Source organism: Kordia sp. (assembly GCF_050633145.1).
Classification (GTDB): Bacteria; Bacteroidota; Bacteroidia; order Flavobacteriales; family Flavobacteriaceae; genus Kordia.
This window is the reverse complement of the sequence record NZ_JBOEFY010000021.1, coordinates 26389-50393: the sequence shown is the minus strand read 5'-3', so window position 1 is coordinate 50393 and position 24005 is coordinate 26389. Positions and strand designations below refer to the sequence as shown.

Sequence of the window (24005 nt, the reverse complement as noted above, 5' to 3'; positions counted from 1 at the left end):
GATGTACATTTTACTAATTATAATTTTTGTAATTGCTGTTTTCTTAGGAAGAATTAAGAGATATTACAAACACAATAAACAAGGTTGGAAAGTAGAAAAGTTAAGTTATAAGCAGATACATTATTCAGAAAATTTTGATGGAAAATGGAAATATATAGAAATTGATGCTAACATTACTATTGGCACTTTTGAACCATTTTTTAAGAATAAAGAAGATTGGAAAGCATACCCAGATTGGGCACAGAATAGACCAATAATTATGGAGCGTGTTACTAAAAAGTTTCCGCTTAAAAATGAAATATCTTTGATTGGAGTAGATGATGATTAAATCAAATTAAAAATGGCTTTACCTAAAAAAGGTTTTAGAAAGATTGTAGTTAATGACATCACATACGTCTATAAAATTTCTGGTGAAGATTATGGAATTAGTTTTTTAATTGGATTGCCAAATATGAATGGGCAGTTGCTGACGGGAAATTTTCCATATAATTCAAATATGGTAACAAACTTTAACGATGAGGGAATAGCGAAAAGTTGGAATATTTACCCTAGAACAATTGTCACACCGAAAGCGATACGACAAGTTATTCTGTATGGACTGAATCATGATTGGAAACCGATAGAAAACTTGCAAATGTTGTCACTAGGAAATTTGGATAAAGAAGTAGAATTACAACTTAAACCAATAACTAAATTTCCTGATCTTGAAGAAGGACAAGCTGTAGTTACTATAGAACAAGTTTTTCCATACAAAAGGTTAACGGTGTCTTTAAAACAGTATGACGGTTATGGTGAAATTTATAATAAGTTTGATACGATACAGGAAGCACTAACTTTTGCAAAAAAAGTAATCCGTGAAAATTTAGGATTTGCTTGTTGGATATTGTCAGACTTTAATGAAGCTAGATTTTATATTCATAAAGATGGAATCAAAAAGTTTTAAATTTTACTCGATTTCTTCAATCTCAATTTCATACAAATTCGTAAACAACTCAAAAATTTGTTGCGCCTCTTTTTGACGTACAGAAATGGTAATACGACAATCCATTTCTAGTTTTTGCGCAATGATGTTTAAGTTTCGCTCTTTTACAACACGCATGACTTTGTTCATGTTCTTATAATCGAACACAAGTAAATAGTCTATATTAATCGTTTTTTCAAGGATTTCAGAAGCTTCTAACGCCATTTGTGCGCCTGTGCGATAGGCGTTAATCAATCCGCCAACGCCTAACTTAGTTCCTCCAAAATAACGAACCACAACAATTAGAATATTAGTTACATCAAAGGATTGAATTTGCCCATAAATCGGCATTCCAGCACTATTAGAAGGTTCGCCATCGTCATTGGCACGAAAACGAAACGGCTCACTTTTACCCAATTGCCATGCATAACACCAATGTCTTGCAGAATGATGACTTTTTTTCAAAGCTTCTAAATGTATTTTGATATCATCTTCATTAAACACTGGAAACGCATAGCCAAAAAACTTACTGTTTCTGTCTTTAAACAATGTTTCTTCTGAAGGAACATCAATGGTTTTATAGGTGTCTTTTATTTCCAATAGTTATGCATTAACAGGTTGAGCCGAAATAGCAATCATCACAATACTTATAATCGCAATCGCAATTCCAATCCAGTTTTTAGTAATTAGTCTTTCTTTAAACAAGATAATTCCAAATATAGTCGATAACATTACAATTGCCACATTATTAATAGGATAAACTGTAGAACTGTCACCAACATGTTCTGGTTGTAAGGCTTTTAATAGAAATACAATAGAGTAGAAGTTGGGAATTCCAAGTAAAATCCCGCCAAGGATCGTTTTTCCAGTAATTTTAAAATCGCGACGAATTGCAATAACAATCATTCCAAAAACAAAAGCGCACCCAAAAATTGCTGCCGAAAAAACAGGCGTTTCTCCTTTGGTAACATACATTTTATCAACATATTTAATCGTCGTGTCAATAATTCCAGAACCTATAAATAGTAAAGCTGGAAAGAGTATTTTTTTACGATCAAACGAACCGCCATCCTTTTTTACAGTCGTTAAATATACCGCCAATAATGCTAAAATGATTCCTGCAATTTTCAGTAAACTCAATTGTTCATTGTACACAATCACAGCAAATATTACTGGAACTACAACTGACATTTTTCCTGCAACTGAAGCAACTGAAAGTCCGTTGCGCTGTGCAGTAAGTGCCATCAAAATAAAAACAGAAATAAATAAAGCGCCTAAAATTACAGCACCAATTGCCCAGGGTTTTTGTGAAATTTGATTGAGTGTAATTCCGTTTCCGTAAAAGAAAAATCCGCAACTAAAAGCCGTAATATAATTGACAACTATTGCTTGAAAGGTGTTGACTTGATATTTGTCAAATAGTTTAAAGATGACAAATAACGAACTCGAAATAAAAATACTTAGGATGAGGTAAATCAAAATAATGATTTTTTATGCGTGAATAAATCTACAACATCTTCTTTGCCAGGAATTAAATTCCACACATGAATTCCGAGTGTTGACGCAGCATCCGTGTTTTCGGCTGTATCATCAATAAATAAAGTTTCTTCCGCTTTTAAATCGTTTTCATTCAGAACAAATTCATAAATATCAACATTGGGTTTGCGAAAATGAATTTCGTGTGATAAATAGAATTTTTCAAAGCAACTTTTGAACTCGTTGTACAATTCCATTCCCCAATCTTGTTGAATCCACGAAATGTGTAAATCGTTGGTATTGCTCAGAATAAAAAGTCTGTAGTTGTTGTCTTTTGCCAATTGTTGGATGAATTCCATTCGGTGTTTTGGGAAATCGAGTAGAATAGCATTCCACGCATCAACTAAACCTTCTTTGGTTGTATGTGGGAAGTGTTCGTGATAAAAATTGACAAAGGCTTCTGTTGTCATCAGTCCTTTTTCGTATGCTTGATTCTTTTCAACCATTTCAGACGTAAAATCATCAATACCTAACTTGTTTAACTCACGTGCTGTTGCAGGTTTGTCCAAATTGATAAAGATATCGCCGTAATCGAAAATTATATTTTTAATCATTGTAATAAATGTCTAGTGAATTGTCTAAAATAGCAGTTAATTCTTGTAATTTTCCTTGAAGCGTTGGTGCTTCTATTCCTTGTTGAAACAAAACGTTTCCTTTAAAAACGCGTGCTTCATCCCACAAATTGGCATCAATAAACGTTTGCAATGTTTGTTTTCCACCTTCAATAATTACAGATTGAATTCTATGTTTGTATAACACTTCACAGATTTGAGTTGCTATGTTTTTAGTAAAATCAATTGTTTCAAAAACCAAGTTGATTTCGCTTTCTGCTTCTTGTTCTGTGAGCACAATTGTTTTTATGGTTTGATCGAACAGTGAATAACTCTCAGGAATTCGCAAACTTCTATCCAAAACAATTCGAACTGGACTTTTGCCGTGCCAATCGCGCGTATTCAACTTCGGATTGTCTGTAATTGCGGTATTTGTTCCCACTAAAATCGAAGCTTCTTCACTTCGCCATTTATGAACCAACTGACGCGAATAGGTATTTGTAATCCAATTGGGTTGCACAGGATCATTCTCTTGACGAATTTTATCAATAAAACCATCTTGTGTTTCTGCCCATTTTAAAATGATATACGGACGTTTGTGCTGATGAAATGTAAAAAAACGTTTGTTGGAAGCGATGCATTCATCTTTCAATACATTTAAAATTACTTCGCGACCAGCATTTTGAAGTTTTTCGACGCCTTTTCCTGCAACTTCAGCAAACGGATCAATCGTACCAATAACTACTTTTGGAATGTTGTGTTTGATGATTAAATCGCTACACGGCGGCGTTTTTCCAAAGTGACTACAAGGCTCAAGCGAAACATAGATAGTTGCTTCTTTTAATAAAGATTTGTCTTTTACAGAATGTACCGCATTTACTTCCGCATGATTTCCGCCATACGCACTTGTATAACCTTCACCAATAATTGTGTCGTTATGCACAATAACCGCGCCAACCGAAGGATTTGGCATTGCAGCAACTAATCCATTTTTGGCTAGTTGCAAACAACGTTTCATATATGTTTCGTGTGTGTTTGACACTAGATTTTAATTTTTATTTCTTGGGTAGTATCTACTTCATAATCATACGAAAAACCTAATTTGTGATAGGTAATAATACCTTTGTATTGTACATTGATTTTTTTGTTGATAATACTATTCAAAATTCCTCCTAAAACACCATTTTCATTACTACCAAGTACTTTTTTTGTTGGAACAACAACTTTGAGTGGAATAGTAAACTCTTCGCCTGCGGGCACTTCAAACATTTCAGAACTCATTTGTGCCACTTTTACATTGTTGATGATGACATCGATATTTTTACTTTCCATACTTCCGCCAATATCATTTTGATTGATAAAGTACGCATCTGCCGTAAGGACAATATTTTCTAAAGTAGAAGATACTACTTTCATATTATCTACTTTTACAAACAAAGGTTTTTCGCGAACGCTACAACTTATAAGAAGTAGCAAAATCGGAATGATGATGAGTTTTTTCATGTTTTGTTTTTTATGATTGAAATAATGATAATCTCACTGTTATGCGAAACTGAATCAAGTTCAGATTGACGGAATTTTGTTAAAAAAACACATACAACAAACAACGAGCAACAACCAACCAAATTCAACCAAATTTAGTATCTTCACAGCATCGCAAAACTACACAATTTCTATCTGAAGCGTATACAAAATGAGTCAAGAATTCTATCAAGATCAAACTTTTACACAAATTGATTATACACAGCAAGCTTTCTCGAAAGGCGAATATGACAATTGCACATTTATCAATTGTAAGTTTGAAGGTGTTTACATGGATGCGATATCATTTTTGGAGTGTACGTTTGATGCCTGTAATATGACAAATGCAAAAGTGAAAAGCACCTCATTTAATGAAGTCGATTTTGTAAATTGTAAGCTGTTAGGCGTTGATTTTAGTGTCTGTACTAATTTTTTGTTTTCGGCAAATTTTAAATCCTGTAATTTGGAATTGGCCTCCTTTGCAGAATTGACTATCAAGCAAACTTCATTTAGTGGAAGTAATTTACAGAAAGTAGATTTTACAGCAACAAATTTGGAAAGTGCAGTGTTTGATGATTGCGATTTGAAAGCCGCAATTTTTGAACGAACCAATTTAGAGAAAGCAGATTTTACTTCGGCACGAAATTATTCGATTGATCCGACACAAAATAAACTAAAAAAAGCGAAGTTTTCCCGTAAGGAAATTCACGGTTTGCTAACCAATTATGATATTAAAATTAGTTCGTAATGATTATTAGAGAAATACAACAAAAAGACAATGAAGCAGCAGCAACATTTATCAGAGCTGCTTTTCCTGAGTTTGATATTCCAAGAGTAGGAACTGCGTATGTAGATCCAGAAACAGATGCGATGTTTGAAGCCTATCAGGGTGAGCGCGAAGTATATTACGTGATTGAAGAAGGTGGAGAAGTAGTTGGTGGTGCTGGAATTAAGCAATTGCGCGATAATAAGGATAATGTATGCGAATTACAGAAAATGTACTTTTTGGCCAAAGCTAGAGGAAAAGGATATGGAAAATTGATGTTTGCCAAATGTTTAGAAGCTGCGAAAGACTTAGGATACGCTCAATGTTATTTGGAATCGGCTTCACAGTTAAAAGCAGCAATTCACATTTATGAATCTTTCGGTTTTACACACTTAGACGGACCACTTGGAAACACAGGTCATTATTCTTGTGGTGTTTGGATGTTGAAGGAGTTAGGTTAATCTAACTTATACATTATTGTAAATAACGGGCGCTTCTCCTGTAATGTACATTTGTGTGTCTCGCACAGCATGTTGTGTTGCTTTCAAACCGCGTACATCAACTGTCCATTTGGATACTAATTTCCCTTTGTTTGGTAAGTATTTTTTGATTTGAGCTTTGAGCTCTCTACTATTTTCCATCAATCGAATTGTTTGAAGGTTATGCAATTTTGAAAGATCTTCGGGAACAGATTGCAAACCTGTAAACGTAATATCTAAATAGACTAAATGTTGTAAATCGCCAATTTCTTTGGGTAATGTTTTTATTTCTTGCGAAGAAAGATTCAAACTTTTTAGGTTTGGCAATTTGGCTAAAACCAATAAAATATCTTTTAGATGTATAGATGGATTTTCATTAAAACCTTTAATTTCAATATGTTCTAAGCTAGCACAATTTATAATATCTTCAGGAAACTTTTCCAGATGCGAACAATCAATTCTAACAGCGTTTAATTTTTCTAATTCCCAGATTTTAGCATCGATTTTCACAACGTTTTTTCCAAAATCTATCTTTTCTAAATTTTTTAAATCTCCTATGAATGAAGGAAAAGTTCCTACTTCAGTATTTCTAAATGCAAGACTTCTCAATTTTGATAAATGAATAATTTCTTCAGGAATTTCTAAAGGATAATTGGGCGATATAAGCCTTAATATCTCAAGATTATGCAATGCGCAAATCTCATATTGAAATATATTTGTTTTTAAAACGAGATGCTTCACATCGTCTTGATTTTCTAAAGCTGTTTGTAAACTTTTATATCGTCTAATTCTGCTCATTAATTATATCTGATTTGGGTTAAATTTCGCTCGTGCTTTTAAAACTAACTGAATTCTACTTAAAATCAAAATAACCTTTTTGTAATGTTGCGTTTTCAAGTTTATATCATGATATTGCTTAACTATTCTTAAAAATAGCATCTATTGAAACTAAAAGATATACAAAACATATTTCATAAGGAATTGGACGAGATTTACGGAAAAGATGAGGTGAATAGTTTCTTTTTTATGTTGACAGAAGCATATTTTGGCTTGGAACGTTTTGCGTTGGCATTAGATCCTGATTATGTAATTACGAAAGCACAAGAAACTCCGATGTTTTCCGCATTGAGCGAATTGAAATTACAAAAACCAATTCAGCATATTTTAGGAAATGCTCATTTTTTTGGTTTGGATTTTTTGGTGAATGAACACACCTTGATTCCACGACCAGAAACTGAAGAATTGGTACAATGGATTTTGGATGCCGTGAAGAAGCACACTGCAACTGAAACACTCCGAATTTTAGACATTGGAACCGGAAGTGGCTGTATTCCAATTGCATTAAAGAAACACTTGCCAAATGCTAAAATATATGCATTAGATATTTCAGAAAGTGCTTTAAAAGTCGCGCAAAAAAATGCAAAAGCAAATGAAGTTGAGATTCAATTTGAAAAAGCAGATGTATTGTCCTTAGCTGATTTGAATGTGTTCAATGAAGATAAATTGTCGTTTGACATCATTGTGTCAAATCCGCCATATGTACGAAATTTGGAGAAAGCCGAAATGCAAAAAAATGTGTTGGAGTTTGAGCCAGATTCAGCATTGTTTGTGGAAGATGACAATCCACTAATTTTTTATGATCGAATAGCAAATCTAGCGAAAGCGAACTTACAGCCAAATGGAAGTTTATACTTTGAAATCAATCAGTATTTAGGAAAAGAAATGATTGCTCTATTGAAAAATAAAGAATTTAAAAACATTGAGTTGCGAACAGACATTTTCGGCGTAGACCGGATGATGAAGGCTGTGAAATTATGAATGTTAAATTTTAAATGATACTTTTAAAACCCAAAACCCAAAACCCAAAACCCAAAACCCAAAACCCAAACACCAAAAAAATGAAAAGTATTGCAGTTTATTGCGGAAGTAGTCTCGGAAATGATCCAAAGATTGTTGCAGACGCAACCGAATTAGGAAAAAAATTAGCTCAAGAAAACATCAAAGTAATTTATGGTGGCGCTAGGATTGGAATTATGGGAACTGTCGCAAATACAGCATTGGAAAATGGAGGAGAAGTGATTGGTGTAATTCCTGAATTTTTAAAGCGTAAAGAAGTCGTCCATGAGAATCTTACGGAATTGCATACAACGCAAACAATGGTAGAACGCAAGATGAAAATGATAGAATTATCGGAAGGTTTTATTGCACTTCCTGGTGGATTTGGAACGTTGGAAGAGCTCTTTGAAGTCATGACTGCATTGCAATTGGCACAGATACAGCATCCTGTAGCAATTTTAAATAGTAATGGATATTATGACGAACTCATAGCAATGATGCAAACCATGATGCAAAAGCAATTGTTAAAAGAAAAGAATTTTGACATGCTTATCATTGAAACTGATATCACAAGATTATTGGAACGCATGCGAAATTTTGTACCGCAAGCAATTCCAAAATGGTTAGATAATGCGTAGTTGTTAATTTTTCTCTCTTAATCGTCTAATGATAAGAGGTTTGTATACGTTGTCAACGAAAAAAGCAGAAGCGATTACTTGATATTTGTTTTCTTTGTGTTTGAATATTAATTTTCCACGGACTACAGTAAAACCATCTTTAGTTTTTTGACTGTATGTGTAGTCTAAATACTCAATAGCATTCCATTCAATATTGAATTCTTTCCCTTTTTCTTTTAGAGATGTATATTCCTCAATAATTTTTTGGTTAAACGTTTCTGTAGCAATTTTATTGATATCGTCTCTAGTCTCGTTTTTAGTATAGTCTTGCTTTATATTTACATACATTTTAATTTTTGCAAGACTTAAAAAGCTGTTTTTAAACTCTTTTTCAGAAGTTTTATCTAGGTTTTTCAAGATGTTGAAAGCGTATTTCCCCATTTTTTCCAAACTAGTGATATTCGAAAAGTCTTGGGAATGTACAGAAAGCGTAACAGTGAAAAATACGATTAAAAGAAATGACATTTTTTTCATGAAACTGTATCTATTTAGAAACTGCTCTCAATCGTCTGATAATAAGTGGGTAGTAAGCATTTTTAATATGTATTGCAGCAATTCGTACTACATATTCATTCTCTTTATATTTAAAAAATAATTTTGCTCGTATACCTTTCAAACCAACTTCTTCTCTCTCGTCATAGGTAAAATTGGAGTATTCAATATCTTTCCAAACAATTTTGAATTCCTTCTCCTTTTCTTTGAATTCATTATATACTTTAAAGACTCTTTCTTGATATGATGCATTATCCGTCTTATTCATTTCCTCTTTGAATTCTTCTAATGAGTCACTGTATTTGTTAACATACTCTTTAAGTTCCTCAATAGTTAATAAGTTATTTTTGAATTGTTCTTTTGAGGTATTCTCTAAGTTTTTCAAAACATTAAATGAGTATTTGCCAACTTCATCAGCTGTAGCAACATTTTTTGAGTTTTGTGAATATCCTGAAAAAGTAACGATAAAAAGTGTGATAAGAAGAAATGATGATTTTTTCATAAAAATGATATTCTTGATTGTTTTATAGGGTAAGATATTTTTTTAGATATAAATTATTCTCTTTTTTCTCTTAGATTAGCAATTCGTACAAGTTTATATGTACCATCTATAGATACACTCGTTATTCTCACAGCATAGTCTTTATCTTCATATGCAAATGATAGCGTACCGCGTGCGCCTTTTAAACCATCTTCATCTCTTTCTTCAAATTCATAATCACCATATTCAATAGTATTCCAATCGATTTTATATTTTTTTCCTCTTTCTTTCAAACGATTATAATCTCTACTCATTTTTCCTTCATATTTATCTTTCTCAAGATCATCAATATCATCTTTGGCTTTTGGGGTTAATGTTTCCGCATTACGTTTTCCAAATGCTTTAATTTCTTCTACAGTCATTAAATAGTTGATATATCCATCTTTTGTAACGTCATCAATGCCTTTTAAAAAATCAAAAACATATTTGCCCATATCGTCAGGTTTTGCAACACCTTTAGTTTTGTCACAAGAAGTGAATAACAATGAGGTAGCTAGTATGATTAAAACGAATTGTAGTTTTTTCATTGGAATGGTATTCAGGATTATTTTCTTAAAGATAGAAAAATTAACAATACACAAAATCAAATTGTATAATGAATTGTGTAAAAATTCCAGTATGTGCTCAAATAGAATTACTGCTTTCGTACAGGTTCTATATTTGACAAGTTGAACAAACGTTGCTCATTTTTAAACTTAATAGAAACAATCTTGGTTACAAACTTTTTTTCCTTGTAATCAAACGCTACAAAACCATCTTGTAGTGTAATTCCATCTTCATCTCTCATTACAAATGGATATTCTCTGAATGTAATTCCTTTCCAGTCGATTTTAAAGCGTTTGCCAGACTCTTTAATCATATCGTAGGATTGATGTAATCTTTTGTCATGAATGTCTTTAGATACGTTTGTAACTGCGTTTCTAAAAGTTTTACTAATAGAAGTATCTTTTGCAATTTCTCGTAATTCATCTAAGGAAATAAAATAGCTATTAAACTCACTCTGTGAAATACTATCCATTTGCTGTAATAATGCAAACGTTTGTTTAACAGCTAATTCTTCAGGTTTTGGTTCCGAAGAAGTACAAGAAGTATATACAATTGAAACAAAAGTTAAAGCAATGATATAGATTGATTTTTTCATAAATGAAATTCAAGATTTTATAACTGCTAAAATACAGTTTTAATCGTGATTTTATATTTCGTACGAAGGTAAATTTAATATCACTTTTGTTCCTGTAGTATTTCTATTTATATCAGCGATATCTTCAATTTTTAGTGAAGCATTGGTTTTATTTTGCTTGTTGTAAATAACCAAACGTTCTTTTACAATATCTCCAGAAATGGATTTATGTGTTTTGAGATTGCTTTTTTCTTCATGAGAATTTTTAGAATACCCAATTCCATTGTCAGTTATAGTGCATGAAACTAATTCTTTGCTTTTTAGACTGAAATCTAAAGAAATCAATCCTCTAGTTTTGGTATTCATAATTCCGTGAATAATCGCATTTTCAACAAAAGGCTGAATCAACATTGGTGGAACATAGGTAAACTCGGTTTCCAAAGCATCATCAATCGTTACTTTAAAATCAAACTTCTCTGAAAAATTCGACTGTAGATTCAGATAATTATCAATAGCTTCAATTTCATCTTGTAATGGTACAAACTCTTCTCTAGAATTTTCTAAAGTAGTTCTTAGTAACTGTGACAATTTAAGAACGTACTGTTTGGTTTTTTCTGGTTGTGTATCGTTGGCGTGTAAAATAGTATTCAATGTATTAAACAAAAAATGCGGATTCATCTGCGAACGTAGCAACTGTTGTTGTAAAACTACTTTTTCGTATTTGTTGCGAAGTACTCGCTGGTAATATCGAACGATTAAAACAATAGAAATTATAACAATACTTCCTCCGATCCACCAAAGAATTTGATAGACTCTTCGGTTTCTAAGTTTGTACTTTGTAGCTTCGTTTCCTAGCTTTTGAACTTCCATTTGCGTTTTATTAAATTGTTCCTCAAGCTCGTTAGTTTCATACTCAATACGAGTAAATTTATCAAGTGTACGGCGTTCTTCCAAAAGGAGACTATCACTAATTGTAATATAACGCCTTAGGTATTTTGAGCTATTTTTTGAATTAATTTTAGCAAGTAAGTCATAGGATTCAAGTAAAAGTTTATAGGATTTAATTTTTTTTAATAGATCTTTAGCTTCGATAGCAAGTTTGAAACTTCTTAACGAGTCATTATATATACCTAGATAATATTCAGCTAAATGTAATTTGCTAATGCCAATTCCTGATGAAAAATTAATGCTATCTTTTATATGCAAAGATTTGTAAAATAGCTTTTGGATACCGATAGTATCATTTGATAAAAACTTAGTATATGCTAGATTGTCTAATAGAATAGAATAATGTCTTGGATTTTTATAGAATAAGCTATCAGTTTCCAAAGCATTTCTAAAATTATTAATAGCTTTTTGGTAATTTCCTTGATATCGATGAATTAATCCAATATTATTTAAACTGTAAGTAATTCTTATATTATCTTTCTCGTTTAAATAATTCAATGCTGTATAATAATTTTTAAGCGCTTTATCATACAACTTTAAATTTTTATAAATAATCCCTAATTGATTGTAGCCACTATATAATCTCCTTTTGTCTTTGAATAACTTGAATATCTCAATGGCTTTAATAGCATTAATTTCAGCTCCTATATAATTTTTTACATTTTTTTGTATTCGAGATAGGTTAAGTAGTAATTTGCCTACTTCAATGTCATTCGGATAAATAGAGTTATGGATTTCTTTTGCGTAATGATAACATGCATAAGCACTATCTTTTAAATCATATCTATAATAAAAAACACCTTTATCCCAGTTATAATTAGCAATCTTGATACTATCACTAAGCCTTAGTGATAGTATCAAACCTTTATTATTGTAAAATCTAAACTTTAAAGAATCACTAAAGTTTAAATAGAAGTTTTCTAATTTATATATACAATTATTCCTTAAAGAATCATTTTTAACTTTACTAAATTCGATTTCAGCTCTAGATATCCAAGCTTTTCTCTTTTTCAAAGACAATTTTTTATCCTTAGCCTTTTCAATCCAAGACACAATACTATCATGTATAGCAGAAGTTTCTTGAGAAAAACTAGTTATAATGTTGAAAAAGAAAAATAAGCTAATAAGGGATTTAAAAAAAGTATTCAATCTTTAAGTTTTAGAAATACTAAAATACCAAAAAAGACAATACTATTTTTCTAAATGTTGCTGAATTCCATTCAACGTTTTAAACGCCAAATCATCAATAGTTTCAGCCTCGGTCATAAACGTAATAGTAACAGTTTCATCGGGCAATACATCAAAGAAATTATCTGAAAAATGACCTTTGGCTTTTGTATAGAAAAATACATCCTTTTGTAAGGTTTTAGCAGAAACTTCTATGGAAAATCCGCCTTCAATCTTTGTGATGTTTGTAGAAACGGCTTCTTTTGGTAATTGTAATTCTTTTGGTCGCGCTACATAGAAAAGTGAACTTGAAGTTGAAGTTGAAGTTGTCTGAGCGTTTACATTGAGCGGAGTCGAAACAAAGACAGCTTTCATTACATAGTCACTTGGGTTGGCATTGATGTCTGCAACAGAAATTTTGGCAACTAGTTGACTTGTATTTGCTGCAACCGTAAGTGTTTGTTTTACATTATGAATTACTTTTCCATTGAAATCTAAAAACTCCAATGTAAAGTCTCCTTTTAAGGCTTGTAATTTATCAGAAACAATATAGGTGTTGATAGTATCATCTTCTACAACAGAAGAAATCAACACATCTTCAAAGGACTTTTTGGTTTTGTAATGTAGCGCTTTCCAATTTCCCATAAAATCAATGCTTGACCACGAGACTACAGGCCAGCAATCGTTTAATTGCCAGTACAAACTTCCCATACAATATGGCATTGCACGACGTTCTGCTTCCATTCCCATCGTTATTCCTTTGGCTTGTGTCAATTGACTCATATATACATAATCGTCTCCAGCAGTTGGCACAGGATAATCACGTTCCATATAGTCACGAATTAGTTTGAAACCTCTCGGATGTTTTTGATGTGTTATATAACTATCATGATTAATGCTAATGCTATCTTCTCCTGTAAACGCACGAATAGCTTCATAGGAAGGAAATGACTGAAATCCGAATTCACTCATAAAACGCGGTACTTTCTGTTCAAAACGTTCAAAAGGTAAGGCATCATGCCAAACGCCCCAATCGTGGGCATCGCCTTCAAACTGAAAGCGTTCATCTCCACGTCCGTAACTTGGCGAACTTTCCCAATACGAAATTTCAGCATCAAATTTAGCGACAGTTTCAGGTAAAATACGATCAAAAACGGCTAAATAACTTGCCCAAATTTCTTCTTTTTGTGCCTGTGTTTTATCGGTTTGCCAGCCCCAACGATGCCAAGCTTCATTATTTTCATTATTCCCACACCAAAGTGCAATGGAAGCATAATTGCGCAATCGCTTCACTTGATCGATTGCTTCTTTTTCTACATTCTCCAAAAAGGCTTCATCACCAGGATACATCGCGCAAGCAAACATAAAATCTTGCCAGACTAAAATTCCTTTTTCGTCACACAATTCGTAAAAAATATCATTCTCATAAATTCCGCCGCCCCAAACGCGCAGCATATTCATATTTGCGTCTACAACATCGTTCAATAGCTTCTTATAATGTGCATCCGTAACTTTGTCTTGCATGCTGTGTTGCGGAATGTAATTGGCACCTTTCATAAACACAGGAATTCCGTTGAGTTTAAAATAGAAGCTTTCTCCTTTTTCGTCTTTCTCTCGGATCAATTCAATCGTTCGCAAGCCAATTTTGATTTTCTCTTGCCCTTTTAAATCATTTCCTTGTTTTAGCGTGACATCAAACTCATACAAATGCGGAGTTCCTAAATTTTGTGTCCACCAACGATTTGGATTTTTTATCTTAAGATTGGTTTTATACGTATGCGTTCCTTTGTGAACAGGAGATGTTACAGTATGTTTCGTGTCTTCATATTTGATTTCAAATGTAGTTTCCTCAATATCTTTATCGGATGAAATCGTATATTCTACCGTAATCAGCGCCAATTCATCCGTTAATTCTTCTTGCTTAAAATAGACATCGTCTAACTTCATCGTATTCCACGAAGTGATTTTGATAGGTTTCCAAATTCCAGATGTGTTTATAGTTGGTCCCCAATCCCAACCGTAGTGAAATTGTGCTTTTCTCGTAAATACACGCGTGCCAGGATTCAATAAGTACTCTAGTTTTGCAGTTTCTTTTTCTTCGTGAACACTCGTTTTTTGAAAACCAATGCGTAATGAATTTTTAGCTTTTGCTAATTTTTTTATGTCGAACTTCCACGTTCGGAATGCATTGTTTGTTTTTCCAATAAGCGAATCGTTGAGGTAAATACTCGCATAGGTATCTAACCCTTCAAACGTTAACTCAATATTCGATTTTTCTATTGTTTTTGAGTCAAGCTCGAATGTTGTCTGATATTCCCAATCTTTCGTAGGAACCCATTGTACATTCAGTTCGTTTGAACCAAAGAATGGATCAGGAATTTTTTTATGATCTAACAAATCAGAATATACATTTCCAGGAACGCTTGCGGTATTCCATGTGCTATCTGTTTGTTGTTTAAACTCCCAGTTTTGGTGAATATTTTCAACTGTTGGCAAATCGTTTTTAGCACAGCCAATGAGTAAAAGTGCTAGTATGAGTGTACAAAAAATAGAATTTACTTGTTTCATGAATGGATACGTTCTAAAATTTGTTTGATTTTTTCTTTGTTGGAAGTTGCAATCCGCGTTTCGTTGAATAAATTGCCACTATTCATGCTAATTTTAGGAGTGTTGATAGATTGACGAATGCTTGTTGCAGAACAGTGAATTTCATGGAAACCACTTTCTTTAAAGAGATACGCATTGCTTGGATTGATTCCGCCGCCAGGCATAATAATCAATTCGTTTTCATTAATTTCTTGTAATTCTTGCAACAGTAAAATACCTTTTTCAGCACTTTCAGCTTGTCCAGAAGTCAATACGCGATCAACACCTAAAACTGCCAATTCAACAATAGCTTCCTGCGGATTTGGCGTCCAATCAAAACCACGATGAAACGTAAAATTCATTGGTTTTGAAAGTTCAATGAGTGCAGCCGTACGTTCTGCATCAATGGTTTGATCTTGATGTAAAATACCTGAAACAATTCCGGCGCAGCCTAATTCTTTACATAATAGAATATTCTCCTTCATGATTTCAAATTCGTCATGTGAATAGGTAAAATCGCCACTTCTTGGACGAATTAATACATGCACAGGAATCTTCAAGTCAGCCATTACTTTTTTGAGCAATCCGTACGAAGGTGAAATGCCACCAACAGCTAATTCGGAACAGAGTTCAATACGATGTGCGCCTGCTTTCTCAGCATTTATAGCAGATTGATAAGAATTTGCACAGATTTCTAGGAGCATACTTTGATATTGTAAATGTTAAATTTTAGATGTTGAATTGTCAATTTTTGAGTTCGACCTCAATTTCAATTTCAAATTCGACTTCATTCCCAAATATATCATTTATTAATCTTTTCTTTTAAGCTTTATCTTTCAATTATTGATATGATTTTTAAATAATTGAATCTGTAGTTGTTTGTAAAAATGTAAGAAGTAGTGAAGCAGCGGTCGAAAATTTGGGATTGTAGTGTAGGGAAGGAGTAAGTTTTATAGCAATCATGTTATTTAAAAGGAAAGGTTACATAACCTATCCAAATCATAATAACGTAGACCAAGCATAGTATTGATATTAGTATAGAAAGCACATGGAGTATTTTAAAAAAGATAGCTGCTTTTTCAACGAGTTCAGGATGATTTTTTTTGATAAACTCTTTCATCTTCCCAGAAATAATGGGTTCATTTCTCTAATAAAGAAGAAGCCAAAGATAAAGCTTAGTGATAGAATGATTTTAAATATCAATGTATGTGGTTATATATTGTTGGTTGTAGTTTTTATTATTTGGTTTATTTGTTCAAGAGCTGTTTCTTTTTCAAATTCAGTATTATCTATGACCTTTTTTATTTTCAGCAATTGTTTTGAATTTAAATTAAAAGTTGACTTTAGCCAATTTAGAGATGAATTATTTTCTTTTATATTTTTTATTTTATGGTAAATGTCATTTAATTCTCTCTCGTTCTGTTCTAGCATTCCGAGATCGGCAAAAGTTAGGTTTTCAATTTCAAACGTTTTTTTGTCAATTGTAAATCCGCAGGGACCTCCAGCAACTGGTGGTTCTTCAGAAATATTCCCATCTAAATTCAAAAAAATGAAATCAAAATAATAAGTACATATAAATTCTTTGAGTTCTCCATATCCAAATTTATATCCTGGAACAACTTCTCCAAAGGACGCAACATGGTTGTGAGCTATTTTTTCAATTTTATTCATTTTTAGATATTGGTTTAGGTTATAGTAAAGTTTGGTGTGTAAATGTGTTTTATACTTTGTTAACTATTGCTTTTATGGTGTTAATTCTCTTTTCTATAAAATTGGTTTCGATGCTATAATCGATATTTTGGTCAAATGTGATTTCTGAGAGTTTTAATTTGGTTTCTTCTGCAATAGCATCGGATTTAAGCAATAATTTATGATTTTCGTTCTGTAATTTTTTTCCATTTTCTTGGAATCTTCTCCAAGAGTCCAGGTGATTAGCAATGAGGTTTGTATTGTTCTGTTCATCTAAATATTTTACGGCAGAAATAACAGTATATTGATCAAAAGCTAATTCAGGATGCAATAGATAATAATCTAAATATTTGTTTAAATACTTGATTGAATCTTTTGTGTTAAAATAGCTTAGTGTTATGGCATATTCTCTACCTGCATAGCATACTTCACTTTTTAATAAATGGGTTCCAATGATGTCAGTAAATTCTTTTTTATTTTTTATAGAAGAGAAAAAAGATCCAGTTTGTCTAGTTCTCCAATTGAAATCTCCCAAATTTATTAAAATTATAGAATCGTTAATTTCTGGAGATAGCTTAGAAATGTTGTCAATCCAACCTTCATCAGCTCTATTTAGGTTCATATAAAAGGGTATGACCCATTTATTGATAAACTCTTGATCAATTTTTTCTGAATTTTTATAAGATTCTAATTCCTGAAAGGGACTTTTATGCCTTACAGTAGCGCCTGCTGTATGTAGTTCAATTTCTCTTTTAATCTTATCGTCCATAATTTAGAATTATAATGCCCCATTTTTGGTAACCGTTATTTTATTTTCATTCTTTTCAGATTGATCAATTTTAAAAATAATCGTAAGTAAAGGAAATAAAGTCAGAATCAATAAATTTCCAATTCCAGGAGAAAAATCCTGAATTGGAAATGACAATGAAAGTATTGCTCCAATAAAGTAAAGAATTGAAATAATTAAATTCAAAATCAAAAGAATGTTTCTCCAAGTAGTTTTTTTAGCAATTTGAAATCCGATTGTCAAAATCAGAATTGGTAGGTAGAAGATAATTAAGTCAATTTCTTTATATACAAAATTCGGAATCCAATGTAGCTTTTCAGCTTCATAGTGATGTCCAAAATAGTATGAATACGGAAGAACCAGAATCAAAAATATGATTAGATTTAAAACACAAACTGTTTTGTTTGTTTTTATATAATTCCAGATTCCTTTTTTCATTTTAAATAGTTGCTAACGTTTTATATGTGTCGAGTGAACTTGGTGCAGATTCGCCGTAATTGTAGTTATACATTATTATTAGCCGTTTTTATATTTCGCCAACCTCTTTTTTCAATTCTTCTCACATTTTCAGAATCCTTTATTGTTTTAAGAAATTCAGATAGTATATTCAGTTCATTGTCATTTTGATTACCTTCAAATGGTAAAACATAAATTGCATTACCAAAATTATCTTTCGTTTTTTCAGGTGAATCATCGACAATCAAAGACTTTTCAAGTCTGAAACCTCGTTTTTTCACTTTTTTTAGTCTCTTTTCGGGAACATATTGGTCTAATTCATAGTCGCGCCTTATAGTGCAACGACTACGCGCCCAAACAAATTCAAATTCTATTTCAGTCGGCTTGATTAATTCTGTAACATCATTCACATATTTATCATCAGCTGATGACCAAATTGCAAGTTTGAAATACTGATTCATTTCAATCAGAAACTCTATTAAATTCGGTCGTTTATATACATAATATCCCGCATATTGAAAGTCAGAGTCAATTTCAAGTTTTGTCTCAGTTGCGTGAATTAGAGTTTCGTCTAAATCAAGAATTAATAATATCTTCTCTGTTTCGTTCAAATTTCTTGTAACGTTTTGACTAAACTACATTTTAATGCAGTTTAGCTTTTGTTATATGTTCCCATTTCCCAGAGTCTTTCATAAAATAAAATCCTCTTCTGTAGCAGGCATGCTTATTATTTTCTCTTTCAAGAACATCAAAGAGCCCATTTTTATATTCTTTTTCAAAGAATTCTACATCTTCAATTGTTCTTTTATCATTTTCAAACCCAATAATCTTTTCTGGAGTTTGATTTAGGACTTCAATTTCATTTTTTTCCAGAGCAAGAGGGTAAACCATCCAAAAAAAATCTGTTTTAATAAATAATGGCTTTCCAGTTTCGTCATTCTCTATTTCTTGAACTTTTGAAATTGAAGAATCAAAAAATATCTTAGCATATTCTCCACGACAATTTAAGTCTTGAAACCATAAGCAAACATGTTTGAAATGACCAACATACATGTAGTCATCATTCCATTCTTTATTCTTCAAATAAAAATTTTGATATTCTTTGTTTTTAAGCTTTATGTAATCTCCAACTTTGATCATGTTTTAAGGGATAATAGGAATTTTTAGGTATCTCATGTAAATGTAAAATAAAGATCATACGTATACAATGGAGTTTTTATAAATTTTTCAGAAGCCTTTTACTCCACACGCACAAACACAGGAAAATGATCCGACAAGTACAAGTTATTACTTCTTCGATCGTCAATAGTAATGTATTGTGTTACTTCTAAGTTTTTGACAAAAATATAGTCAATTCGTTTGGTAAGTTTGCTTTTTAAATCAAAACCATTAAATGTTCCTGTTGGTCCATAAGGTTTTGATTTGCTTAGCTTATAAGCATCCGATACTTTAGTTTGAAGCGTTTTAATTGGTGCATCATTGGGTTTACAATTTAAATCGCCCATAAGGATGATTTTCTGGTTTTGTATGCTCATTTCTTCCATCAATTTTAGAAGTAGTTCAGCAGACTTTTTCCGAGCTAGCTTTCCTAAATGATCAAAATGTGCATTAAATACATATAAGCGATCTCCATTTTTTTTGTCTTGAAATTCTCCAACTGTTACGATGCGTTCCATAGAAGCATCCCAACCTACAGAAATCGAATTGGGTGTTTCAGAGAGCCAATACGTTTTTGTGTTCAGCAGTTTAAACTTTTTCTTGTTGTAATAAATGGCGGTATATTCACCTTTTTGTTTTCCATCATCTCTTCCGACACCGATATAATTATAATCCACTAAAGTACTATCAAGATATTTTACTTGCCCATGCAATGCTTCTTGCATGCCAAGGATGTCAGGCGCATAGAATTGGATCATATTACTAAGGGCTGATTTTCGATGTTCCCACCAGTTTTCTTTGTCATTCGGATTGTCATATCGTATGTTGAACGACATTACAGAAGTTTGGGATAGTCCGCTAAATGGCATCAGGCATACGACTAAACATAAGATGTAAAAGTGTTTCTTCATTTTTTTGATTCAGTACGATTAGCAGTTTTAAATGATTTGAATATGTTGTTTATTAACCATCAATTCCCGTGAGTGTTGGTTCCATGTTTACAAAATCAACGGTAACATAATGTCTCATAGGATTTGAATAATAGGTAATAGACCACTTTACATTTTCATCTTTGATTCGTTCTATTGAAATTCCATCAAACTCAAATTGATTGTCAAAGTCTTCAAGTCCAGTGTGTTCAAGCGCATCTTCAAGTTCTTTTTTTAAGAAAGGAATGATGATGTTTTCTTTGATATGATTGTATGTAGCATCCAATTTTTTAAAGAACTCTTTTTGCTCTTTTGTAGGACCATTTTCATCAGCATCTACGCCGATTCCAATGTAACTTCCCTGAAAACGAACATTTCCCTCATAAACGTTTAAGGAAGCATCTTTAGAGGTCATATACGTTAGTTCACCAAATAGATCGTCAGTGAGTTTTAATTTCTTCTTAAAAAGGTTAAAAAATCCCATTCTTGTTTTATTGTTATGATAAGTTAACTTAAATAAATCGCTTGCAGACAAATATCTGTTTTTCTGAACGATCACTAAATGCTGCTGCTTCAAAGTTTCCAAACTTATGAATAATGTCAAAACCATTAAAAGTTAGATATGTATCTAATTCTTGCGGGAAGAACATTCTCATATCTAAATCTTGAACGGAATCAAATTCACCATTTATATAATAATGCCATTCGATACGATTAATTTGTGAGGTGTTTTCATAACGCATGATTTCCTTTATCACTATATTTCGTCCATCATCGGTTGTATATTGAGTAACCTCTTTTAATTCTTTTTGACCTTCTGTAATAAATTGAATATTAGGATTAAAGCAATCTAACAGAAACAAACCACCTTCTTTCAGGTGCTTTTTAACAACCGTTAATGCCTTAAATAAATCTTCATTTGTATATAAATGATGAATGGAATTGAACGGAATAAAAATGAGATCGTATTTTTCTTCAATATCAAAAGCTCTCATGTCAGCTTCAATGAATTCGATAGCTAATCCAGCTTTGGAAGCTTTTATTTTTGCTTGTTCAAGCATGGAAGGCGTATAATCTACCCCAGTAATATCAAATCCATCTTTTGCAATTGGAAGCGTAAGTCTGCCTGTACCGCAGCAAAGTTCTAGTATTCGTGCATCCTTATTTTTTGGAAGCCATCGTTTGTAAAAATCCAAATCCGCTAAGCTTGTATTCATGCCGTCATAAATACTCGCGTTGTAAATTAAATCGCCAACTGTATATGTATTCTTTTTTTTGTCTTCCAAAATCTATTTTTTGTATTAAATTTTTTAGTAAATATAAAAGGTTAGAGAATTATAGTAGTTCTCGATACACTAAATCATAGATTTAGGACTCGAACTGACGATTATAACTATAATGTTGAGGCGAAGATCCAACACCCAAAAGTGAAGCGACCAAATACCCAACACCCAAACACCTACTTCACCACAATCTCATCTAAAAAGGTCCATCCTTTGTTTCCTGCGCCTTGTTTTCCATCAGGAATAGTTCCGTAATTCGGAATAAAAATTTCGATGTGCTTAGTTGTAATTTCTTCAATCTTAAAAGTGTGTGGAATTAGCTTAGCTTCACTAGTAGCAACTTGATTGATTTGATGTAACGTCCTGCCATCTTCCTCATTTACATAGCTAATACCTATTTCTCTAGGCGCATAAATCCACTGTCCGTTAGCGTTGTAAAAACGTGTTGAAACTGAGCTGATTGTTTTAGGTTGGTCAAATTCAATAGTGATGGTCACATCTTTCCCCCAAAATCCTAACCATTCTTTATCACCAAAACGTGTATTGCTTCCAGAAACACCATTAATTAATCCTTCTTTTCCGCTTCCAGCATATACTTTATGTGCTTTTGGTTCCAGCGTAATTTTGGCGCCAACAGCTTTGTGTTTATTAAACGTGATTGTAAAATCGCGTCCTAACTTCTCTTTTTCATCAAAAACTGCTGCTTTTAATACAGTTGAACCTTCAATTGGAAGATAACTGGTATATTTTGTAGAAGTTAACGTTGGAGACGAATTATCTGTTGTGTAGCGAATAGTTTTATCTCTAATCATTGTTTGCAAATCGAACACCATTTTATTATTTCGTTTGGCAACGTCACCTTTTATTTCATACAAATGGTTTGCATAATTTACGTTTTGTGCATCCAAACGTTTGTGATAATGTGATAAGCGATAGGTGAAATCTTGGTAATCTCTTCTGTACGGATTTGACCAAGTAACTTCAGCCATCGCAATGATTCTTGGAAACATCATATATTCAACTTTTTCAGCATTCGGAATATATTCTGTCCAAATATTTCCTTGTGCTCCCAATACATATTTAGCTTCTTCTTCAGTCAATTCTTTTGGAATTGGGTTGAAACTGTATACTTTTTCCAACGGTAAAAATCCACCAATAGCCAAAGGTTCGCCTTCGCCATCAGATTGGTAATAATCAAAATATGCATGCGAAGTCGGAGTCATAATTACATTGTGACCAGATTTTGCAGCTTCAATAGCACCATTCATTCCACGCCAAGACATTACGGTTGCATTTGGCGCTAATCCGCCTTCTAAAATTTCATCCCAACCAATAATTTGTTTGCCTTTACTGTTGATGTATTTTTCCATGCGAGCAATAAAATAACTCTGCAAACCATGTTCATCTTTTAAGTCTTCCCTTTTGATGAGTTCTTGACAATGTTCACAAGCTTTCCAACGTGTTTTTGGTGCTTCATCACCGCCAATATGAATATATTTTCCAGGGAAAAGTGGCATGACTTCATCCAAGACATTTTCTAAAAAAGTGAATGTTTCTTCTTTCGGACAATATATATCTTCAAAAACGCCCCATTTTGTAGCTGTTTTGATGTTTTCTCCTGTACAACCAAGACTTGGATATGCTGAAATAGCTGCTTGCGAATGTCCAGGCATTTCTATTTCTGGAATCACTGTAACAAATCGCTCTGAAGCATACTTTACAACGTCTTTGACTTCTTCTTGTGTGTAGAATCCGCCATACTTTTTTCCGTCAAATTGATGAGGTGTATCGTTGTAATGTCCAATCAGTGTTTCATCGCGAAAAGCAGCAACTTTTTGTAATTCAGGATATTGCTTAATTTCAATTCGCCAACCTTGATCGTCCGTTAAATGCCAATGAAATGTATTCATCTTTAGTTGCGAAAGCAGATCAATATATTTTTTGATAAAATCAACTGAATAAAAATGACGAGAAACATCTAAGTGCATTCCGCGATATACAAAGCGTGGAGCATCTTTTGCAATGGCATTTTGAAGTTGAATTTCCTTATTAGGAAACGTTTTGTTTTCCAGAGTTGGCGGAAAAAATTGACGCAGAGTTTGAAATCCATAAAAAGCTCCTTTAGCAGTTTTCGCTTTGATTGTAATTTTAGAAGTATCTACAACCAATTCGTAACCTTCTTCACTTTCAATGGTTTTGTCATGGATAAATGAAATCGAATTTTTATCAGATATGTTATCTGTAATCAATTCATAACCAAGTTTTTCTTTTATATACTCATTAAAAATGGTGGCTACAGAATTTAATTCATTATCTGAATGTAAAGCAACTTTATCATTAAATAAAAACACACCTTTTTGTAAGTTAAAATCATTAGGAATAGGGATGATATGCGGTCTTATAGGAGGTTTTGTAGATTGTTGTGGTTTTGAACAAGCAATTAAACAAAGGAAAATTACGAATTTGAAAAAAATATTGTTTCTCATTTTAGTATATTAGATGCCATAAATTTACTAATCTAT

General features: G+C 32.5%; 28 protein-coding genes. 6 read left to right on the top strand and 22 right to left on the bottom strand.

Features of this window, described 5'->3' with window-relative positions; all coding sequences use genetic code 11:
* The first annotated feature begins 1 nt into the window (after position 1).
* Both ACRBBL_RS11005 and ACRBBL_RS11000 read left to right on the top strand, forming a co-directional pair.
* A complete protein-coding gene (locus ACRBBL_RS11005) occupies positions 2 to 328 on the top strand; it encodes a hypothetical protein (protein ID WP_431369100.1) in 327 nt (108 codons plus the stop codon).
* Positions 329 to 340: 12 nt separating this feature from the next.
* Positions 341 to 943, top strand: coding sequence for a hypothetical protein (locus ACRBBL_RS11000; RefSeq protein ID WP_431369099.1), 603 nt, complete (start codon positions 341 to 343; stop codon positions 941 to 943).
* Between the two features lie 3 nt (positions 944 to 946).
* Here ACRBBL_RS11000 and ACRBBL_RS10995 read toward each other — a convergent pair whose 3' ends face one another.
* The 5 genes from ACRBBL_RS10995 to ACRBBL_RS10975 are packed head-to-tail and all read right to left on the bottom strand — an operon-like array spanning position 947 to position 4551.
* Entirely contained in the window at positions 947 to 1561 is a 615-nt protein-coding gene (locus tag ACRBBL_RS10995) for an IMPACT family protein (protein WP_431369098.1), read from the bottom strand.
* A gap of 3 nt (positions 1562 to 1564) precedes the next feature.
* The gene (locus tag ACRBBL_RS10990; protein WP_431369097.1) at positions 1565 to 2440 is read right to left on the bottom strand and encodes an EamA family transporter; all 876 of its coding nucleotides are present in this window, start codon (positions 2438 to 2440) and stop codon (positions 1565 to 1567) included.
* A complete protein-coding gene (locus ACRBBL_RS10985) occupies positions 2437 to 3051 on the bottom strand; it encodes an HAD family hydrolase (protein ID WP_431369096.1) in 615 nt (204 codons plus the stop codon). Before ACRBBL_RS10985 ends, ACRBBL_RS10990 begins: the two co-directional genes overlap by 4 nt.
* Entirely contained in the window at positions 3044 to 4090 is a 1047-nt protein-coding gene (gene ribD, locus ACRBBL_RS10980) for a bifunctional diaminohydroxyphosphoribosylaminopyrimidine deaminase/5-amino-6-(5-phosphoribosylamino)uracil reductase RibD (protein WP_431369095.1), read from the bottom strand. Before ribD ends, ACRBBL_RS10985 begins: the two co-directional genes overlap by 8 nt.
* Positions 4090 to 4551 (bottom strand): LEA type 2 family protein, encoded by a 462-nt coding sequence (locus ACRBBL_RS10975; RefSeq protein WP_431369094.1) that lies wholly within the window; start codon positions 4549 to 4551, stop codon positions 4090 to 4092. Before ACRBBL_RS10975 ends, ribD begins: the two co-directional genes overlap by 1 nt.
* A gap of 190 nt (positions 4552 to 4741) precedes the next feature.
* Between ACRBBL_RS10975 and ACRBBL_RS10970 the strand changes: the two genes are divergently transcribed.
* The gene (locus ACRBBL_RS10970) at positions 4742 to 5317 is read left to right on the top strand and encodes a pentapeptide repeat-containing protein (RefSeq protein ID WP_431369093.1); all 576 of its coding nucleotides are present in this window, start codon (positions 4742 to 4744) and stop codon (positions 5315 to 5317) included.
* Positions 5317 to 5796 (top strand): GNAT family N-acetyltransferase, encoded by a 480-nt coding sequence (locus ACRBBL_RS10965; protein ID WP_431369092.1) that lies wholly within the window; start codon positions 5317 to 5319, stop codon positions 5794 to 5796. The genes ACRBBL_RS10970 and ACRBBL_RS10965 overlap by 1 nt, the downstream gene beginning before the upstream one ends.
* Before the next feature lie 6 nt (positions 5797 to 5802).
* Here the strand turns inward: ACRBBL_RS10965 and ACRBBL_RS10960 are convergent, their stop codons facing one another.
* Positions 5803 to 6612 carry a leucine-rich repeat domain-containing protein gene (locus ACRBBL_RS10960; protein ID WP_431369091.1) on the bottom strand — a complete coding sequence of 270 codons (810 nt, stop codon included), beginning with the start codon at positions 6610 to 6612 and terminating at the stop codon, positions 5803 to 5805.
* A 144-nt stretch (positions 6613 to 6756) separates the two neighbouring features.
* On the opposite strand from ACRBBL_RS10960, the gene prmC reads away from it, so the two are divergent.
* Complete coding sequence (prmC, locus tag ACRBBL_RS10955; RefSeq protein WP_431369090.1) at positions 6757 to 7632, top strand: peptide chain release factor N(5)-glutamine methyltransferase; 876 nt, start codon at positions 6757 to 6759, stop codon at positions 7630 to 7632.
* An 80-nt stretch (positions 7633 to 7712) separates the two neighbouring features.
* Complete coding sequence (locus ACRBBL_RS10950; protein ID WP_431369089.1) at positions 7713 to 8288, top strand: TIGR00730 family Rossman fold protein; 576 nt, start codon at positions 7713 to 7715, stop codon at positions 8286 to 8288.
* A gap of 3 nt (positions 8289 to 8291) precedes the next feature.
* Here the strand turns inward: ACRBBL_RS10950 and ACRBBL_RS10945 are convergent, their stop codons facing one another.
* The 16 genes from ACRBBL_RS10945 to ACRBBL_RS10870 all read right to left on the bottom strand — a co-directional run bounded on the left by ACRBBL_RS10945 (position 8292) and on the right by ACRBBL_RS10870 (position 23969).
* Positions 8292 to 8801, bottom strand: coding sequence for a hypothetical protein (locus tag ACRBBL_RS10945; protein ID WP_431369088.1), 510 nt, complete (start codon positions 8799 to 8801; stop codon positions 8292 to 8294).
* 10 nt (positions 8802 to 8811) lie between these two features.
* Entirely contained in the window at positions 8812 to 9321 is a 510-nt protein-coding gene (locus tag ACRBBL_RS10940) for a hypothetical protein (protein WP_431369087.1), read from the bottom strand.
* A gap of 53 nt (positions 9322 to 9374) precedes the next feature.
* Positions 9375 to 9887: a hypothetical protein gene (locus tag ACRBBL_RS10935; RefSeq protein WP_431369086.1), complete on the bottom strand. Its 513-nt coding sequence runs from the start codon at positions 9885 to 9887 to the stop codon at positions 9375 to 9377.
* 107 nt (positions 9888 to 9994) lie between these two features.
* Entirely contained in the window at positions 9995 to 10501 is a 507-nt protein-coding gene (locus ACRBBL_RS10930; protein ID WP_431369085.1) for a hypothetical protein, read from the bottom strand.
* Between the two features lie 51 nt (positions 10502 to 10552).
* A complete protein-coding gene (locus ACRBBL_RS10925; RefSeq protein ID WP_431369084.1) occupies positions 10553 to 12442 on the bottom strand; it encodes a tetratricopeptide repeat-containing sensor histidine kinase in 1890 nt (629 codons plus the stop codon).
* Positions 12443 to 12619: 177 nt separating this feature from the next.
* Positions 12620 to 15163 (bottom strand): beta-mannosidase, encoded by a 2544-nt coding sequence (locus ACRBBL_RS10920; RefSeq protein ID WP_431369083.1) that lies wholly within the window; start codon positions 15161 to 15163, stop codon positions 12620 to 12622.
* The gene (locus ACRBBL_RS10915; protein WP_431369082.1) at positions 15160 to 15885 is read right to left on the bottom strand and encodes a copper homeostasis protein CutC; all 726 of its coding nucleotides are present in this window, start codon (positions 15883 to 15885) and stop codon (positions 15160 to 15162) included. Before ACRBBL_RS10915 ends, ACRBBL_RS10920 begins: the two co-directional genes overlap by 4 nt.
* A 508-nt stretch (positions 15886 to 16393) precedes the next feature.
* Complete coding sequence (locus tag ACRBBL_RS10910; protein WP_431369081.1) at positions 16394 to 16852, bottom strand: hypothetical protein; 459 nt, start codon at positions 16850 to 16852, stop codon at positions 16394 to 16396.
* Between the two features lie 49 nt (positions 16853 to 16901).
* The gene (locus tag ACRBBL_RS10905) at positions 16902 to 17639 is read right to left on the bottom strand and encodes a DUF6000 family protein (protein ID WP_431369080.1); all 738 of its coding nucleotides are present in this window, start codon (positions 17637 to 17639) and stop codon (positions 16902 to 16904) included.
* 9 nt (positions 17640 to 17648) lie between these two features.
* Entirely contained in the window at positions 17649 to 18095 is a 447-nt protein-coding gene (locus ACRBBL_RS10900; protein ID WP_431369079.1) for a hypothetical protein, read from the bottom strand.
* Positions 18096 to 18160: 65 nt separating this feature from the next.
* The gene (locus tag ACRBBL_RS10895) at positions 18161 to 18724 is read right to left on the bottom strand and encodes an NIF family HAD-type phosphatase (RefSeq protein WP_431369078.1); all 564 of its coding nucleotides are present in this window, start codon (positions 18722 to 18724) and stop codon (positions 18161 to 18163) included.
* 31 nt (positions 18725 to 18755) lie between these two features.
* Positions 18756 to 19253: a hypothetical protein gene (locus ACRBBL_RS10890; protein ID WP_431369077.1), complete on the bottom strand. Its 498-nt coding sequence runs from the start codon at positions 19251 to 19253 to the stop codon at positions 18756 to 18758.
* Between the two features lie 98 nt (positions 19254 to 19351).
* Entirely contained in the window at positions 19352 to 20182 is an 831-nt protein-coding gene (locus tag ACRBBL_RS10885; protein WP_431369076.1) for an endonuclease/exonuclease/phosphatase family protein, read from the bottom strand.
* Between the two features lie 52 nt (positions 20183 to 20234).
* Positions 20235 to 20684 (bottom strand): hypothetical protein, encoded by a 450-nt coding sequence (locus ACRBBL_RS10880; protein ID WP_431369075.1) that lies wholly within the window; start codon positions 20682 to 20684, stop codon positions 20235 to 20237.
* Positions 20685 to 20712: 28 nt separating this feature from the next.
* Complete coding sequence (locus tag ACRBBL_RS10875; RefSeq protein ID WP_431369074.1) at positions 20713 to 21486, bottom strand: class I SAM-dependent methyltransferase; 774 nt, start codon at positions 21484 to 21486, stop codon at positions 20713 to 20715.
* 173 nt (positions 21487 to 21659) lie between these two features.
* Positions 21660 to 23969 (bottom strand): beta-N-acetylhexosaminidase, encoded by a 2310-nt coding sequence (locus ACRBBL_RS10870; RefSeq protein ID WP_431369073.1) that lies wholly within the window; start codon positions 23967 to 23969, stop codon positions 21660 to 21662.
* Between the last annotated feature and the right edge of the window lie 36 nt (positions 23970 to 24005).